Source organism: Leisingera sp. JC11 (assembly GCF_040704725.1).
Taxonomy (GTDB): Bacteria; Pseudomonadota; Alphaproteobacteria; order Rhodobacterales; family Rhodobacteraceae; genus Leisingera.
In genome coordinates, this window is the sequence record NZ_JBFCVS010000029.1 from 1 (window position 1) to 16,817 (window position 16,817).

Annotated in this window: 12 protein-coding genes; 10 read left to right on the forward strand and 2 right to left on the reverse strand. The window is 64.9% G+C overall.

The annotated features are described in order from the left end of the window. On the reverse strand, window positions 1-2,170 hold a 2,170-nt coding region (locus AB1A62_RS20295), incomplete at its 3' end, for an HAD-IC family P-type ATPase (protein ID WP_366663280.1). A 334-nt stretch (window positions 2,171-2,504) separates the two neighbouring features. Between AB1A62_RS20295 and AB1A62_RS20300 the strand changes: the two genes are divergently transcribed. The 5 genes from AB1A62_RS20300 to AB1A62_RS20320 all read left to right on the forward strand — a co-directional run bounded on the left by AB1A62_RS20300 (window position 2,505) and on the right by AB1A62_RS20320 (window position 8,155). After that, on the forward strand, window positions 2,505-3,701 hold the full coding sequence (locus AB1A62_RS20300; protein ID WP_366663281.1) for a Fic family protein: 1,197 nt from the start codon (window positions 2,505-2,507) through the stop codon (window positions 3,699-3,701). Between the two features lie 187 nt (window positions 3,702-3,888). Continuing rightward, window positions 3,889-5,076: a plasmid partitioning protein RepA gene (gene repA / locus AB1A62_RS20305; RefSeq protein ID WP_366663282.1), complete on the forward strand. Its 1,188-nt coding sequence runs from the start codon at window positions 3,889-3,891 to the stop codon at window positions 5,074-5,076. Next, window positions 5,073-6,092 (forward strand): plasmid partitioning protein RepB, encoded by a 1,020-nt coding sequence (repB, locus tag AB1A62_RS20310; RefSeq protein WP_366663283.1) that lies wholly within the window; start codon window positions 5,073-5,075, stop codon window positions 6,090-6,092. The genes repA and repB overlap by 4 nt, the downstream gene beginning before the upstream one ends. Before the next feature lie 181 nt (window positions 6,093-6,273). Then, the gene (gene repC / locus AB1A62_RS20315) at window positions 6,274-7,518 is read left to right on the forward strand and encodes a plasmid replication protein RepC (RefSeq protein ID WP_366663306.1); all 1,245 of its coding nucleotides are present in this window, start codon (window positions 6,274-6,276) and stop codon (window positions 7,516-7,518) included. 259 nt (window positions 7,519-7,777) lie between these two features. After that, on the forward strand, window positions 7,778-8,155 hold the full coding sequence (locus AB1A62_RS20320) for a phasin family protein (RefSeq protein ID WP_366663284.1): 378 nt from the start codon (window positions 7,778-7,780) through the stop codon (window positions 8,153-8,155). Between the two features lie 112 nt (window positions 8,156-8,267). Here the strand turns inward: AB1A62_RS20320 and AB1A62_RS20325 are convergent, their stop codons facing one another. After that, window positions 8,268-9,041: a FadR/GntR family transcriptional regulator gene (locus tag AB1A62_RS20325; protein WP_366663285.1), complete on the reverse strand. Its 774-nt coding sequence runs from the start codon at window positions 9,039-9,041 to the stop codon at window positions 8,268-8,270. Window positions 9,042-9,371: 330 nt separating this feature from the next. Here AB1A62_RS20325 and AB1A62_RS20330 point away from each other — a divergent pair, with 330 nt between their 5' ends. The 5 genes from AB1A62_RS20330 to AB1A62_RS20350 all read left to right on the forward strand — a co-directional run bounded on the left by AB1A62_RS20330 (window position 9,372) and on the right by AB1A62_RS20350 (window position 16,817). Then, entirely contained in the window at window positions 9,372-10,424 is a 1,053-nt protein-coding gene (locus AB1A62_RS20330; protein WP_174149117.1) for a TRAP transporter substrate-binding protein, read from the forward strand. 123 nt (window positions 10,425-10,547) lie between these two features. Next, on the forward strand, window positions 10,548-12,614 hold the full coding sequence (locus tag AB1A62_RS20335) for a TRAP transporter large permease subunit (protein WP_366663286.1): 2,067 nt from the start codon (window positions 10,548-10,550) through the stop codon (window positions 12,612-12,614). 19 nt (window positions 12,615-12,633) lie between these two features. Continuing rightward, window positions 12,634-14,316, forward strand: coding sequence for a D-lactate dehydrogenase (gene dld, locus AB1A62_RS20340; RefSeq protein ID WP_366663287.1), 1,683 nt, complete (start codon window positions 12,634-12,636; stop codon window positions 14,314-14,316). Between the two features lie 250 nt (window positions 14,317-14,566). Continuing rightward, window positions 14,567-15,802, forward strand: a complete 1,236-nt coding sequence (locus AB1A62_RS20345; RefSeq protein ID WP_366663288.1) for a 3-methyl-2-oxobutanoate dehydrogenase (2-methylpropanoyl-transferring) subunit alpha — start codon at window positions 14,567-14,569, stop codon at window positions 15,800-15,802. A 1-nt stretch (window position 15,803) separates the two neighbouring features. Then, a complete protein-coding gene (locus AB1A62_RS20350) occupies window positions 15,804-16,817 on the forward strand; it encodes an alpha-ketoacid dehydrogenase subunit beta (RefSeq protein ID WP_366663289.1) in 1,014 nt (337 codons plus the stop codon).

Below are 16,817 nucleotides of genomic sequence, written 5' to 3' on the forward strand. Positions count from 1 at the left end.
GCGGATGTTCCATCTGGTCCGGCTCGCCCTTCTCCAGCCCCAGCGCCACCGCCGTCACCCCGTCGGTCACCAAGTTCATCCACAGGATCTGGGTGGCCAGAAAGATCAGCGGCCCGCCGATCAGGATGTTGATCAGCAGGGCAATCACTTCGCCCGCGTTGGACGACAGCAGATAGCGCACGAACTTGCGCACATTGCCGAACTGCCGCCGCCCCTCGCCGATGGCCCGCACGATGGTGGCGAAATTGTCGTCCAGCAGCACCAGGTCAGAGGCATCCTTGGCCACATCCGTGCCCCGCACCCCCATCGAGACGCCGATGTCCGCCTGTTTCAGGGCCGGCGCATCGTTGACGCCGTCGCCGGTCATCGCCACGATCTGGTGCTGCCCCTGCAGGGCGGAAACGATCCGCATCTTGTGGGCGGGCCGGGTGCGGGCAAACAGCACATCCCGCTGCAACAGCTGGTCCAGCGCCGCATCCTCCAGCGCCTCCAGCGCATCTCCGGTCAGGGTCTTTCCGGCGGGCAGGCCCAGCTGGCCGGCAATTGCCTCAGCGGTCAGCGGGCTGTCGCCGGTGATCATGATCACCCGGATGCCCGCCGACCGGGCCGCGCCGATTGCCGCCCGCACCTCCGGCCGCGGCGGGTCGATCAGCCCGGCCAGCCCGAGGAAGGTCATGTCCTTTTCCTCAATCTCCTCGCCCTGCGCCGCGCCAGTTGCCAGGCCGATCACCCGCAGCCCCTCCGCTGCCATTGCTTCATAGGCTTCGGTGATGGCAGCCGCCTCCTCCCCGCCCAGGCTGCGCGGGCCGTCCTGCGTCATGACTTGGGTGCATATGCTCAGAACCTGCTCCGGCGCCCCCTTACTATAGACTTTGGCGCCGCTGCCGCCCTGCGCCAGCACGCTCATCCGCTTGCGTTCGCTGCTGAACGGGATTTCCGCCAGCACCGTGTCCGGCGGCGGCAGCTCTGCCCAGCCCTTGTAGCCGAGGGTGACCAGCGCGCCCTCGGTCGGGGCGCCGGTCATCTGCCAGTGGTCCCCTTCGCGGTGCAGGCTGGCATGGGTGCAGGTCAGCCCCGCGGCCAGCAGTTCCGCCAGCACCGCATCTTCCCGGGCTCCAACGACCGCCCCCTCATGGGCGATATGGCCTGCCGGGTCATAGCCGGTGCCGGTGACCTGATAGATGCGGTCCAGCGTCCAGACCCGGGTCGCGGTCATCTTGTTTTCGGTCAGGGTGCCGGTCTTGTCGGTGCAGATCACCGAAGCGGCGCCCAGCGTTTCGACTGCCTGCAGGCGCCGGGCCAGCGCCTTCTGGCGGACCATCGCCGCCGCCCCCAGCGCCAGGGTGATGGTGACCACCGCCGGCAGCCCCTCGGGCACCATCGCCACCGAAAGCGACAGGCCGGTCATGAACATCTCTGCCGCATCCCGCCCCATGTACAGCCCCAGGCACAGAATCGCGGTGGCAATGGCCAGCGCCGCAAACCCCAGCTGCCGGGCCAGGCGGCCAAGCTGCACCTGCAGATTGGTCTTCTTCAGGCCTACCGATCCGGTCAGAGAGGCGATCTGCCCGAAAGAGGTGTGTGCGCCGGTTGCGGTGACCACCGCCAGTGCCCGCCCCGCGGCCACTATCGTTCCGGCAAAAACCTCCGCGTCCTCCGCGCCGGGCGCTTTGCTGATGGGAACGGATTCTCCCGTCAGGGCGCTTTCATCCACCCGCAGCCCGGCCGCTTCCTGCAGGCGTGCATCGGCCGGCACCCGGGCGCCCGCCTCCAAAATGATCAGGTCGCCGGGCACCAGCTCCCGCGCCGGGACAATCTGCTCGCGCCCGTCACGCATCGCCAGCGCCTGCGGCGACAGCATGTTGCGCAGGCTTTCCAGCGCGGTCTCGGCCCGCCATTCCTGAACGAACCCCAAGACACCGTTCAGCGCAATCACCAGCCCGATTGCCAGCGTGTCGGCATATTCGCCAAGGGTGAAGGCGATGATCCCGGCGGCGATCAGGATCAGCACCAGGAAATTGCTGAACTGGCGCAGAAACACCCGCAAGGGCCCGGTGCGCCTGCCTTGCGGCAGTTCGTTCCAGCCATAGGTCCGGCGCGCGGCCTCGGCCTGCTGCCGCGTCAGCCCGCAAAGAGGCCCGCCGCTGTTCTCCTGAACCGGGTTTGCCATGCGCTCTGCCCTCCGCAGCCGCCACCGGCTGCTGATCCCAGCCTGCCGCAATCCGGCCGTGCCCGGCAACTGCATCAACGCCGCAGGCCGGCAGTTTCCCTCCAGCCCGCCGCTGCCTCCGGCTGCCGCAGGGCAGTCGCCCATGCAACAACCGGAATCTAAACCGGAACTAAAGGCGGAACAATTTTTCCGAATGAACCCGCCGTTGCTTTCATAACACGATGAAAATGTTGTTATTTTATCCTGTTAACCGGCGGCCTAAAACGGGTTATAAAACGGAACTTGAACAGGAACACTTCGGGCGTCACCGCCCGGAACCGGAGCGGAGGGGCGCATGGCGACTGACCTAGCGGATGATGGCGAGCCGATCACCATCGTCGAACCCCTGATCCCCGAAGAGGCCTCCAGGCACCGCCCTGCTCTCAATGATCTGGCGGTGGAACTGGCGATGGCCTCCTCCGGCCTGCGCGCCGCGCTGCCAGAGGCCGTCCGCACGCCGCTGGCCGGCCTGGTTCGGTCGATGAACTGCTATTACTCGAACCTGATCGAGGGCCACAACACCCACCCGGTCGACATCGAACGCGCCCTCAATCAGGATTTCAGCCAGGACCGGAAAAAGCGCGACCTCCAGCTGGAGGCGGTCGCCCATATCGCGGTGCAGAAATGGATTGATGAGGGCGGCCTGCCCGATCATCCCCTCGACCCTGCCGTGCTGCAGGAGATCCACCGCCGGTTCTGTGAAAACCTGCCCGAAAGCCTGCTGGTCACGCGCAGCCCGGACGGCAAGGAGACCCGGATCATCCCCGGCGCCTTCCGCACGGATTATGTGCAGGTGGGCAAGCACGTCGCCCCCAGCCCCGGCGCGGTGGCGCGGCTGCTGGCGCATATGCGCAAGATGTACGGCGCCCAGGGCCGCAGCGGCGCCATCATCGCCACCGCCTGCGCCCATCACCGCCTGGTCTGGGTGCACCCGTTCCTGGACCTGAACGGGCGGGTGTCGCGCATGGTCGCCCATGCCATGCTGCGCCAGAACGTGAATTCCGAAGGCCTGTGGTCCGCCTCCCGCGGCCTCGCCCGCAAGGAGGCCGAGTACAAGCAGCGCCTGATGGCCGCGGATGAGCCCCGCCACGGCGGCGCCGACGGCCGCGGCAACCTCTCGGAGCAGCGGCTGGCGGAATTCGCCGCCTTTTTCCTGGAGACCTCGATCGACCAGGTCCGCTTCATGGAGCAGCTGATGCAGCCGCACGCCCTGCGCGCCCGCGTCGAGGCCTGGTGCCAGGGCGAAATCCGGGCCGGGCGCCTGCTGACCGGCGCCGAAACCGTCATGCGCGAGGCTCTTACCCTGGGCAGCCTGGAGCGCGGCCAAGTGCACGGGCTGCTCGGCGTCAGCGGCCGCCAGGCCCGCAAGGTGACGGCGGGACTGCTGGCGTCCGGCGCGCTCAAATCGCCGACCCAGCGGGCGCCCTTGCAGCTGAACTTCCCCGCCGCGCTGGCCGGGGACTGGATGCCCGGCCTGTTTCCCAGCCGCTGAAGCTGCCGCAGACTGCCTGCCGCCGGACCCACCCGGACCGGCCAACTATAGAAAACGCTTGCACGAATCCCGCTCTTTGGCCAATAGTCACGGAAAAGAGGCGGCAAACGCCAATTTCCGTGAACACGCCAGGCAGCAAAGGCACGGGTAAAAGGCAGAGCGGCGCAGATGGCAGGCACAAGGGCAGATGGATCATACATACACACCTGAGGATCTCAATGCGGTGATCCGCCAGCATTCCGAATGGATTGCGGCCCAGCTGCACGCGCAACGCGAAAGCCTGTTCCCGCCGAACGCCTCCAAGACCATGCGCAAATTCACCTCCGGCGAGGCCGCGGCCCTGCTCGGAGTGAATGATTCCTACCTGCGCAAGCTGCATCTGGACGGCAAGGGCCCCTCGCCCGAGCTCACCGCCGGCAATCGCCGCCAGTACACCGCGGAAAACATCCGGGAACTGCGCGAGCTGCTGGAGAAAACCGCCCGCAAGCCCGGCGACTACCTGCCCGGCCGCCGCGACGGCGACCATATGCAGATCATCGGCGTGATGAATTTCAAGGGCGGCTCCGGCAAGACCACCACCTCCGCCCATCTGGCGCAGCGGCTGGCGCTCAAGGGCTACCGGGTGCTGGCGATCGACCTCGACCCGCAGGCCTCGCTGACCGCCCTGCACGGCGTCCAGCCGGAGTTCGACCTCAAGGACGGCGGCACCCTTTACGACGCCATCCGCTATGACGACCCGGCGCCGATCTCCTCGGTGATCCGCAAGACCTATATCCCCAACCTCGACCTGATCCCCGGCAACCTCGAACTGATGGAGTTCGAACACGACACCCCCCGCGCGCTTGCCCAGGGCAGCGCCGGGCTGTTCTTCTTCCGGGTAAAAGAGGCTCTAACACAGGTCGATTCCGACTATGACGTGGTGGTGATCGACTGCCCGCCGCAGCTCGGCTTCCTCACCATGTCGGCGCTCTCCGCCGCCACCGGCGTGCTGGTCACCATCCACCCGGAAATGCTCGACGTGATGTCGATGTCGCAATTCCTGCGCATGACCGCCGACCTGATGGACGTGATCGCGCAAAGCGGCGCCGACATGAGCCACGACTGGATGCGCTACCTTCTCACGCGCTACGAGCCGTCGGACGCGCCGCAGAACCGCATCGTTGCCTTCCTGCGCACCATGTACGGCGACAAGGTGCTGAACGCGCCGATGCTGAAATCCACCGCGATTTCCGACGCCGGCCTGACGAAACAGACCCTGTACGAGGTCGAACGCAGCGCCTTCACCCGCTCCACCTATGACCGCGCGGTCGAAAGCCTGAACGCGGTCAATGACGAAATCAGCCAGCTCATTCAGGAAACCTGGGGGCGCACATGACCAGCAGCAAGAAATCCCGCCTGTCGATGCTCGACAGCCTGGCCGCAGCCGGCGCGCCGGTGGCCTCCCCTGCCCCGGCCACGACGATGATGTCCAGCAACCGCGCCCTGCGCTCTGCCCGCGATGCGGTGGATTCGCACCGGGTCTGGGATCTGGAGCCGCATCAGATCGAGGACACCCGGGTCCACGACCGGCTCGACCCCAACGACATCATCGACCTGCGCGACGCGATCGAGGCCAACGGCCAGACTGTGCCGATCCTGGTGCGCCGCCATCCCTCGGAGGCCGACCGCTACCTCTTGGTCTACGGCCGCCGCCGGCTGGAGGCGATCCGTTCCTCGGACAAGGTCACCAAGGTGCGGGCGCTGGTCGCTAATCTGGACGATGACGCCGCCGTGCGTGCCCAGATTTCGGAAAACATGGCCCGCCGCGATCTCTCCTTCATCGAAAAGGCGCTGTTCGCGCAGGAACTGGTGGAAAACGGCTTCGGCAACCAGTCGCAGGTCGCCGAGGTGCTGACCGTCACCAAATCCTCCGTCTCCATGGCCATCGCCATTGCCGAGGCGATCGGGGGCGACCTGATCCGCGCCATCGGCCCGGCCCAGGGCATCGGCCGCCCGCGCTGGGATGCACTGGCCAAGGCAATTGCCGGCAGCGGCGCCAGCCGCGAGAGGCTGATTGCCATCGCCCAAAAGGAATATGATGATTTCACCATGCGGGCCGTCAACGGCGCCGCAGAGGCAGAACCCGCCGACCCCTCTGTGCTGGCGTTTGAGGCGGTGTTCCGGGCCGCAGTCCCCTCCCCTGCCCCGCAGAAGGATACAAAGGAACGCAAGACCCGCACCCTTACCCAACCACTCACCGTTGACGGTCTTCGCAGCGCCACCCTGCGCCGCACTGCCAAGGGCGTCAGCCTGGAACTCCCCGGCGGCGGTTTTGCCGACTGGCTGGAGGCCGAGGCGCAAACAGTGATTGAAGAACTTCACGCGCGCTGGCAGTCGCGCGGCGAAGGTTAAATGATAACAATAACTTAGGAGGCACAGAGCAGGCAAAAAAGAAGGCCCCGCAAAACCGAAGCTCCACGAGACCAACTTGTTTCTAGCACCTTCAAGTTAGTGGCCGGAGCCAACAACCGCAAGTCCAAAGCGATTCGCGGGCCGTCCTTTTTTTGTCTTTCGTGATGATGACATGGGATATATGCCCCTCACGCCTTTTGGGCGAACGGTGGATGCTGTCCTGCTGAAACGCCAGCAGGCCGCTGCCGAACACTCCCCTATGCAATCCGCCGTCAGCAAATGGGACGCGCTGCGCGAGCTGGCTGCGGCGCGCAAGGCTCATGGCCTTAACGACCGCGACCTCTCGGTGCTGCAGGCGCTGATCAGTTTCCTGCCCGGCACAGAGATTGACCCGCGGCCCGGTGTCACCGTGGTGCACCCCTCCAACCGGGCAATCTGCGAGCGGCTGAACGGTATGCCCAATTCCACCATGCGCCGCCACATGGCCAAGCTGGTATCCGCAGGCATCCTGATACGCCGCGACAGCCCCAACGGCAAACGCTACGTGCGCCGCTGTCAGGGCGAACGGGTGGCCTACGGCTTCGACCTCTCCCCCCTCGCCCGCCGCTACGCCGAGTTTTCGGATGCCGCAGAGGCCGAGCGCACCCTGGCGGCCCGGATCAAGCAACTGCGCGAGACCGTCAGCCTGATGCGCCGCGACCTGCTGAACCTCGCGCTGCTCGGCGCGGCAGAGCGTCCTGAGATTGGCGTCTGGGACCAATTCCACGACCTCTTCCACCTTACCGCCCGCGCCCTGCGCCGCAAGCTGGGTCTGGCAGAGCTGGAAGAGATTCAAACCCGCCTCACCGCCGCGCTGCAGGAAGCCAAGAGCCACCTGGAGGCTGTTTTTGCAGAGGATCCGGGCACCAGCGGCGCTCAAAATGAGCACCACTATCAGAATTCAAAGAAAGACTCATTTGAATCTGAACAGGCCGTTAAGGCAGCGCACGCTGGGGATACGGAATCGAAAGACGATACCGCGTATGCTGAGAACCATGCAGCAGAAAGGTCAGTCACTCGTGAAAGTTCAATTCAATCAGCTGAAGCACCGGCGCTCACCGGCCCGAACCTCCCGCTTCGTTTGATCCTCGCCGCCTGCGGTGAAATCCGCAGCTATGCCGACGGCGCCATCCGTCATTGGGGCGACCTTCAACGCGCTGCCGATACGGTGCGCCCGATGATGGGCATCTCCGCCGCGGTCTGGGATGAGGCCAAGCGCGCCATGGGGGCTGCTGAGGCCGCCGTTGTGGTCGCAGCCATGCTCGAACGCTTCGCCGACATCCGCTCTCCCGGCGGATACCTCCGGCATCTCAGCGCCAAGGCGATGTCGGAAAACTTTTCCAGCACTCCGATGGTCATGGCCCTCGCCCGCAAGGCCGCAGCTTAGAAAGTTCACAGCTGTGAACTCCGGCTGCGGTGGTTCCGCAGATGTAGGGCAGGGGTACCCTGAGCAGATATCCGCCGGGATCAGGCCAGGTGCCGTGATTTTGGGGTCCGTTTGATTTTCGTTAAGGCGGTTCCGCCGCCCAGATGGCACAATGGAGCAGAAGCCGATTCCTATGCCAGGAGGTGCACCGATGTCCGGAAAAGCAACAGACAGAACCCCGGGGCTCTTTGCGGAAGCCTTGAAGCCGCTTCAGAGCGCAATGCTGTTTAACCCGATGTACAAGCCGCAGGTTGAGCAGTTCTGGAATGTCCAGGAGAAGATCCTGGATGAAGCAGAAGAGTTCACCCGCCACTGGTTCGAGCGCCGCCACGAGGCAGCGCGCACGGCGCTGGACGCGGCCCGCACCGTGGTGTCAGCCGATCCTTCGCGCCCGGCCGATGCGTTTGAAGCCTTCACAGAGTGGCAGCGCCATTCGGCAGAGCGCATCGCCGAAGACGGCCGGGAATGGTTCGGCATGATGTCCCGCTGCGCCCGCTATGCCAGTGAGACGGAAGCCGAAGCAGTCGGGGAAGCGGCTGGCGAAGCGGCGGAGATCACCAGAAAGGCGGTTAAACGGGCGCAGTCCGATCCCGTCTGAGCGGTCCCCGCGCAGCATGTTTTCGAAGGTATCGCCGGAGATCCGGCAGTGCGGCCTTGATGGGCCATAGCCGCCCAGGCTCAGCACGCCGCGGCAGCGGAGGAGGGGAGACCTATCTGGTCAGCTGCCGCCGCTTGGCGGCGCGGATTTCGCGGGCCTGCTGTTCCTGGCCTGCGCGGAAGGATTCCTCGACGAAATCCATGTGGCGCCGGGCAGCGGCCTCGGCGCGGTCCGGGTCGCCGTCGATGATCGCCTGGGCGATCTCCTTGTGCTGTTTCAGCAGCTCCGCGCCGGTGCCATCCATAGTGCGCAGGAACTCCCGGTTGTAGAACACCCCCTGCCGGGTCAGGTCGTAGACCGAGGCCATCATGTGGATCAGGGTGGTGTTCTGGCTGGCATCGACCACCGCGGTGTGCAGGCGGAAGTCGGCCTCCTGGCTGGCGTCCTGGTCATCGTTCTCCCAGGCGGTCTGCATGTCGGCGACGATCTCGGCCAGCCGCGCCTTGTCGGATTCGGTGGCGCGGGTTGCGGCCAGGCGGCTGGCAAAGGCCTCCTGCTCGCGGCGGTATTCCAGGTAGTCGTAGAAGGCGCCGCCGTGGCGGGTGTAGAGCGATAGCAGGGCAGGGGACATCGCGCGGCCGGTGAGCGGCGCGATGAAGGTGCCCTCGCCGTGGCGGACATTGACCAGGCCGCGGCTTTCCAGCGTTTGCAGCGCCTCGCGCAGCTTGGGGCGCGAGACCCCCATGGCCTCTGCCAGCTCCCGCTCGGAGGGCAGTTTGCGGCCTTCCTTGAGGATGCCGTCGACGATCATCGTCTCAATCTGCTCGACCACGGCATCGGCAATTGATTCGTGTCCAACGGGGTCAAACGGGCGGATGTCGGTCATGGCGTCCACTTAGATGCTGGGAAACCTCGGAACAGAGGTCATTCTGAAACTTTACCACTGCCCCGCAAAACTGCAAGCCGATCTACCCAGAAATACGGATGCCCGGCTTCGAGGCAATATTATGAAAGAAAACAATCTTTCCTGGACCCGTCTTCAAAGTGCCGAAAAAACATGCGGTTTCGCCCGCCTCGCGATCCCGCTGCCAACCTGCTCAGTGGTAAATAAAGTTGTTGACTGAATTGTGTGGTCAACAATATTTACCAGTCATGCCGCATCAGCGGTAGGATCTGCGGCCGGAGGAGCGGCCGGACTGAACCCGGAGGAGACCCCATGAAAAAGACCCTGACCTCGCTTGCCGTGGCCGCATCGCTGCTGGCAGCCCCTGCCGCACAGGCCGCCGACAAGCTGCTGCTGAAAACCCCGATTGCCTTTTCGACCTCGCTGCCGGGCCTCGGCTCGCCGATCCCGCGGGTGGCCGAGCAGCTGGACCTGATGTCCGGCGGCAGCCTGAAAATGAAAGTCTATGAGCCCGGCAAGCTGGTGCCGCCGTTCGAGATCCTCGACGCGGTGTCTTCGGGTAAGATCAACTCCGGCTACACCACCGCCGGCTACTGGGCGGGCAAGATCCCGGCCGCCCCGCTGTTCTCTGCCGTGCCCTTCGGCCCGGAAGCGGGCGAATACATGGCCTGGCTCTACTACGGCAACGGCATGACACTGTATCAGGAAATGTACGACCAGGCGGGCTATAACGTGAAGGTGCTGCCCTGTGCGGTGATCGCGCCGGAGACCTCCGGCTGGTTCGCCAAGGAGATCAACAGCGCCGAGGACCTGAACGGCCTGAAGATGCGGTTCTTCGGCCTGGGCGGCAAGGTGATGCAGAAGCTGGGCGTTGCCACCTCACTGCTGCCGGGCGGCGAGATCTTCCCGGCGCTGGAGAAAGGCGCCATCGACGCCACCGAGTTCTCCATGCCCGCCATTGACGCCCGTCTCGGCTTCCACAAGCTGGTGAAATACAACTACTTCCCCGGCTGGCACCAGCAGGCCACCGTGTTCGAACTGCTGGTGAACAAGGACGTCTGGAACGAAGCCAGCGAACAGCACAAGGCGATCATCGAAAACGCCTGCAAGGCCTCGATGGCCGACAGCTTTGCCGAAGGCGAGGCGATCCAGCACGAGGCGCTGATCGACAACGTCGAAAACAACGGCGTGCAGATCAAGCAGTGGGACGACCAGATGCTGGAGCTGTTCCGCGCCACCTGGGATGAGGTCGCCGCGGAAGAGGCCACCAACGATCAGTTCTTCGGCCGCGTGCTGCTGGACATGCAGACCTTCCGTGAAGGGTATGCGGTCTGGAAGGAAAACGCATTCCTCCCGCGCAAGTAACCCGCTTGCGCGACCTCGGGGCGGCCATATTCCCGCCGCCCCGCCTTTCCCGATTTTCGTCATTTCCCTGACTGATACGGGCGCATTCACGTCCGCGCACGCCACGTTCCGGAGGAGGAAACCATGGCCGAGAATCTGCATCTGCAGGACGACCCGATCGAACGCTACGAAGAGATCCTTGAGCACGGCGACGAGGACCGGCAGCGGCTGGCGGTGTGGATAGACAACGCGGTCAAGGGCACCGGCAACCTGGTGATGTGGGCCAACCTGCTGCTGGTGCTGGCCATCGTTTCACAGGTCGCGCTGCGCTACCTTCTGAACCAGAACTATCCCAAGCTGGACGAGATCCAGTGGCATTTCTACGGGCTGGTGACGATGATCGGCATTTCCTATGCGCTGGTCACAGACAGCCATGTGCGGGTCGACGTGCTGCACATGCAGTTGAGCCGCCGCGCCCGGAGGATCATCGAGGTGATCGGCATCCTGACCCTGCTGGTGCCGTTCATCTATCTGATGATCGATCAGGGCTACGACTATTTCTATGAAAGCTGGCGGGTGAACGAACGTTCCGACAGCCCGACCGGCCTGCCCGCCCGCTGGGCGCTGAAGGCGGTGATCCCGCTGAGCTTTGTTATGCTGGCGGCAGCGGCGCTGGCGCGGCTGATCCATGACGGCCACGCGCTGCTGGCAGGCCCGGCAGAGGAACGCGCCGGGAAAAGCCTGCGGCTGGTGATCTGGGCGCTCCTTGGCTTTGCGGTCGTGGCAACGGCGCTGACCTTCCTGGTGGAGAGCACCGAGGAAAAGCTGGTCATCGCCATGTTCCTGACCTTCATTGCGCTGCTGTTCACCGGCTTTCCGGTGGCCTGGACGCTGGCCGGGGTAGGGGTGGCCTATTGCGGGCTGGCCTATCTGTTCGACAACGGCATGATGAACTGGACCGGGCTGGAGGAAACCCTGACCGGGCTGGATTACCTGACGCTGGGCGCGGTGGTGAACCGGGTTTATGCCACAATGTCGAACGCGGTGCTGGTGGCGCTGCCGATGTTCATCTTCATGGGGCTGATGCTGGATGAAAGCGGCGTGGCGGAACGGCTGATGGGGGCGATGCAGCGCCTGTTCGGCACCGTGCGCGGCGGGCTGGCGATCACTGTCACCATGATCGGCATCATCCTGGCGGCCTCCACCGGCATCATCGGTGCATCGGTGGTGCTGCTGGGCGTCTTGTCGCTGCCGTCGATGATGGAGCAGAAGTATTCGCCTGCGCTGGCGGCGGGCGTGGTGTCGGCCTCCGGCACCCTGGGTATTCTGATCCCGCCTTCGATCATGCTGGTGATCATGGCTGACCAGATGGCGCTGAGCGTCGGCGATCTGTTCATGGCCGCGGTGTTTCCGGGCGTGATCATCGGCGCGCTGTACCTCACCTATATCTTTGTGATTGCGCTGATCAAACGCGACGTGGCCCCGGTGCCTGCGGGGGCCAAGCGTCCGGACTGGGCGGCGGTCAAGGACGTGCTGATTGCGGTGCTGCCGACATTGGCGCTGATTCTGGCCGTGTTAGGCTCTATTTTTGCAGGTCTCACCACGCCGACCGAGGCCTCTGGTGTGGGGGCATTGGGGGCGACGCTGCTGGCGCTTGGCTACCGCAAGCTGACGCTGGCGAAGCTGGTCAACGTGCTCAAGGCCACCTTCAACACCACCGCCTATATCTTTGCGATCTTCCTGGGCGCGACGGTGTTTTCCTATGTGCTGCGGGAGCTGGGCGGTGATGCGCTGATCGAGGAGATGATCCAGGGCACCGGTTTCGGCCCCGAGGGCACCGTCTTCATGATCCTGTTCATCGTGTTCCTCTTGGGGTTTGTGCTGGACTGGATCGAGATCACCCTGATCGTGCTGCCGCTGATGCGCCCGATCGTGAACGGGCTGGGCCTGGATATCCCCGGTTTCGGCGCCATCGATGAGCCGGCGCTGGTGTGGTTCGTGATCCTGGTGGCGGTGACGCTGCAGACGTCCTTCCTGACGCCGCCGGTTGGCTTTGCGCTGTTCTACCTCAAGGGCGTCTGCCCGCCGGAGATCCGCCTGGGCCATATCTACAAGGGCATCATTCCCTTCGTGCTGCTGCAGCTGACCGGCCTGATGTTCGTCTACCTGTGGCCGGCACTGGCAACCTGGCTGCCATCTGTGGCTTACTGAGCAGGGAAAGGTGGCTGTGATGACCGATGCAGAACTGATCCGGACGTTGAAATCCATCTGCGGGCGCCGCCATGTGCTGACCAGCGCCCGCGCCACACGGCGGTTCCGCAAGGGGTTCCGCTCGGGCGAGGGGGAGGCGCTGGCGGTGGTCCGGCCCGCAACCCTGCTGGAGCAGTGGAAGGTGCTGCAGGCCTGCGTCGCCGCTGACAAGATCGTCATCATGCAGGCGGCCAACACCGGGCTGACCGAGGGCTCCACCCCCAAGGGCAGCTATGACCGGGACGTGGTGCTGATCAACACCCGGCGGATGGACCAGCTGCAGCTGCTGGACGGCGGCAGGCAGGTCGTCAGCTTCCCCGGCAGCACGTTGTTTGCGCTGGAAAAGCTGCTGGACCCGCTGGGCCGCCAGCCGCATTCGGTGATCGGCTCCTCCTGCATAGGGGCGTCCATCGTGGGCGGCGTCTGCAACAACTCCGGCGGCTCGCTGGTGGAACGGGGGCCGTCCTATACCGAGCTGTCGCTGTTTGCCCGCATCACCCCGGAGGAGCAGCTGGAGCTGGTCAACCACCTTGGCTTAAACCTGGGCGGCAGCCCGGAGGAGATCCTGACCCGGCTGCAGAACGGCGATTACAGCCCTGAGGATATTGAGACCGGCAACCTGAAAGCCTCGGACACCTCTTATGCACGGCGGGTCCGCGACATCGACGCGCCGACCCCGGCGCGGTTCAATGCCGACAAGTCGCGGCTGTATGAGGCGGCCGGCTGTGCGGGCAAGCTGGCGGTGTTTGCGGTGCGGCTGGATACCTATCCGAAGAACGATGAGGAGCTGACCTTCTACGTGGGCAGCCAAACCACGGCGGCGCTGACCGCCCTGCGCCGCCGCATTCTGGCCGAGTTCACAAATCTGCCGGTCAGCGCCGAATACATGCACCGGGATGTCTTTGACCTGTCGGACCGTTACGGCAAGGACACCATGGTGATGATCGACAAGCTGGGCACCGACCGGCTGCCGATGTTCTTTGCCCTGAAGGGTGCGGTGGATGCGCGGCTGGCCGGCATTCCGGGGCTTGGCAATCTGACCGACCGGGTAATGCAGGCGCTGTCCGGCATGTGGCCGGATATCCTGCCGCGGCGGATGCGGGCGTTCCGCCAGTCGCACCCGCATCACCTGATCCTCAAGATGCGCGATGGCGGCATTGGTGAGGCCCGCGCCCTGCTGGAGGAGATGGCCGATGACGGCGCGCTCAGCTATTTCGAATGCACCCCGCGCGAAGCCAAGCTGGCGGGGCTGCACCGCTTTGCCGCCGCCGGCGCCGCGGTGCGCTACATGGCGGTCCACCGCTCGGAGGTGGAGGACATCATCGCGCTGGACATTGCCCTGCGCCGCAACGATCAGGACTGGTTCGAGGAACTGCCGCCGGAAATCGCGGACCAGCTGGTGAGCAGGCTCTATTACGGCCATTTCATGTGCCACGTGCTGCATCAGGATTACATCGTGAAGAAGGGCGCCGACCCGAAAGCGCTGAAGGAGAAGATGCTGGCGCTGCTCGACAAGCGCGGGGCGGAATACCCGGCAGAGCACAATGTCGGCCACCTGTATCCGGCCAAGCCGGACCTGGCGGCGTTCTACAAATCGGTGGACCCCACCAACAGCATGAACCCCGGCATCGGCAAGATGTCCCGGAACAAGCACTACGCTTGACACCCCTGCGGGATTCTCCGCGCCGCTGTGATGCTTCCGATAGCCGCCCGGGCCGCAGCCCGGGCGGCTTTCTGGCATGCACAGGTTGCTGCATCAGTGCGGCTGTGCAACCGTGGTAACCATTGGTTACCGGACTATGTGGTAAAAAACGGGGCAGGGCAGGCGGCGGGAGAGCAGAGCCGTACCGCTGGCCCGAACGGAACAGCCTGCTGGACAATGTCCAGGGCTGCCGCAGCCAGAAAGGTGCAGTATGACCAGCGATACCGGACCGCTATCCCTGAACGTTCCCGAGCCGGGCTGCCGCCCGGGCAACACCCCGGATTTTTCCGACTTTGAGATCCCCCGCGCGGGCGCCGTGCCGCGGCCGCCGGTGGACGTGGACCCGGACGCGATCCGGGACATGGCGTTTTCCATCGTGCGGGTGCTCAACAAGGACGGTGAGGCGGTGGGCGACTGGGCGGGCGCGCTGAGCACCGAAGAGCTGCATGAGGGGCTGCGCCACATGCTGCTGCTGCGGACCTTTGATGCGCGTATGCTGAACGCCCAGCGGCAGGGCAAGACCAGCTTTTACATGCAGCATCTGGGCGAGGAGGCGGTGAGCTGCGCCTTCAGCCGCGCGCTGGAGCCGGGTGACATGAACTTCCCGACCTACCGCCAGGCCGGGCTGCTGATCGCCAGCGGCTATCCGATGGTCACGATGATGAACCAGATCTATTCCAACGCCGAAGACCCGCTGCACGGCCGCCAGCTGCCGATCATGTATTCCTCCAAGGAACACGGGTTCTTCACGATTTCCGGCAATCTGGGCACCCAGTTTGTGCAGTCGGTCGGCTGGGCCATGGCCTCGGCGATATCCGGTGATACCCGGATATCGGCAGGCTGGATCGGCGACGGCTCCACCGCCGAGAACGACTTTCACGCGGCGATGGTGTTTGCCTCGACCTACAACGCGCCGGTGGTGCTGAACATCGTCAACAACCAATGGGCCATTTCCACCTTCCAGGGCATTGCCCGCGGCGGGGTCGGCACCTTTGCCGCCCGCGGCCACGGGTTCGGCATTGCCTCGGTCCGGGTGGATGGCAACGATTACCTGGCGGTGCATGCGGTGGCGAAATGGGCCTGCGAGCGGGCCCGGCGCGGGCACGGGCCGACCCTGATCGAACATGTGACCTACCGCGCGGGCGGCCATTCCACCAGCGACGATCCCTCTGCCTACCGGTCCCGGCGCGAGGCGGCGGCCTGGCCGCTGGGCGACCCGGTCGAGCGGCTGAAGAAGCATCTGATTGCCATCGGGGAATGGAGCGAGGACCGCCACGCCCAGGCCGAGGCGGAGGTGCTGGACACCGTGAGGGCCGCGCAGAAAGAGGCGGAAGCGGTTGGCACGCTGAGCGCCGGCAAGACGCCCAGCCCGCGCGACATGTTCGAAGGCGTCTATGAGACCATGCCGCCGCATCTGATCCGGCAACGGCAGGAGGCGGGGTTCTGAGATGGCGCAGATGACCATGATCGAAGCCATCCGCGAGGCGCATGACGTGGCGATGGCGGCGGATGACCGGGTTGTCGTCTTTGGCGAGGATGTCGGGTTTTTCGGCGGCGTGTTCCGCTGCACCGCCGGGCTGCAGGAGAAATACGGCAAATCCCGCTGCTTTGATGCGCCGATCAATGAATCCGGCATTGTCGGCACCGCCATCGGCATGGCGGCCTACGGGCTGAAGCCGGTGATCGAAATCCAGTTCGCGGATTATGTCTATCCGGCCTATGACCAGATCGTCTCGGAGGCGGCCCGGCTGCGGCACCGCTCCAACGCCGATTTCACCTGCCCGCTGGTGATCCGGATGCCCACCGGCGGCGGCATTTTCGGCGGCCAGACCCACAGCCAGAGCCCGGAGGCGCTGTTTACCCATGTGTCGGGGCTGAAGGTGGTGATGCCGTCCAATCCGCGCGATGCCAAGGGGCTGCTGCTGGCGGCCATTGCCGACCCGGATCCGGTGATCTTTTTCGAGCCAAAGCGGCTCTATAACGGGCCATTTGACGGCCATCACGACAAGCCGGTCGAAAGCTGGAAGACCCATCCGCTGGGTGATGTGCCGGACGGGGATGATATTGTGCCGCTGGGCAAGGCGGCCATCCGCCGCGAGGGCACTGAGGTGACGGTGCTGGCCTATGGCACGATGGTGTTCGTGGCCGAGGCGGCGGCGCAGGAGACCGGCGTGGATGCGGAGGTGATCGACCTGCGAAGCCTGATGCCGCTGGATCTGGAGGCCATCGTGGCGTCGGTGCAGAAGACCGGCCGCTGCGTGATCGTGCATGAGGCGACCCGCACCTCCGGCTTCGGGGCGGAGCTGATGTCTTTGGTGCAGGAGCATTGTTTCTACCACCTGGAGGCGCCGGTGATCCGGGTGACCGGCTGGGACACGCCGTACCCGCACGCGCAGGAGTGGGAGTATTTTCCGGGGCCTGGCCGGGTCGGCGAGGCGCTCAAGAAAGTCATGGAGGACTGA

Coding starts and splice junctions, on each gene's coding strand:
- AB1A62_RS20325 (WP_366663285.1), bottom strand. CDS start 9,041: ATGACCGACATCCGCCCGTTTGACCCCGTTGGACACGAATCAATTGCC.
- AB1A62_RS20330 (WP_174149117.1), top strand. CDS start 9,372: ATGAAAAAGACCCTGACCTCGCTTGCCGTGGCCGCATCGCTGCTGGCA.
- repA (WP_366663282.1), top strand. CDS start 3,889: ATGGATCATACATACACACCTGAGGATCTCAATGCGGTGATCCGCCAG.
- repC (WP_366663306.1), top strand. CDS start 6,274: ATGCCCCTCACGCCTTTTGGGCGAACGGTGGATGCTGTCCTGCTGAAA.
- AB1A62_RS20345 (WP_366663288.1), top strand. CDS start 14,567: ATGACCAGCGATACCGGACCGCTATCCCTGAACGTTCCCGAGCCGGGC.
- AB1A62_RS20300 (WP_366663281.1), top strand. CDS start 2,505: ATGGCGACTGACCTAGCGGATGATGGCGAGCCGATCACCATCGTCGAA.
- AB1A62_RS20350 (WP_366663289.1), top strand. CDS start 15,804: ATGGCGCAGATGACCATGATCGAAGCCATCCGCGAGGCGCATGACGTG.
- AB1A62_RS20320 (WP_366663284.1), top strand. CDS start 7,778: ATGCTGTTTAACCCGATGTACAAGCCGCAGGTTGAGCAGTTCTGGAAT.
- repB (WP_366663283.1), top strand. CDS start 5,073: ATGACCAGCAGCAAGAAATCCCGCCTGTCGATGCTCGACAGCCTGGCC.
- AB1A62_RS20335 (WP_366663286.1), top strand. CDS start 10,548: ATGGCCGAGAATCTGCATCTGCAGGACGACCCGATCGAACGCTACGAA.
- dld (WP_366663287.1), top strand. CDS start 12,634: ATGACCGATGCAGAACTGATCCGGACGTTGAAATCCATCTGCGGGCGC.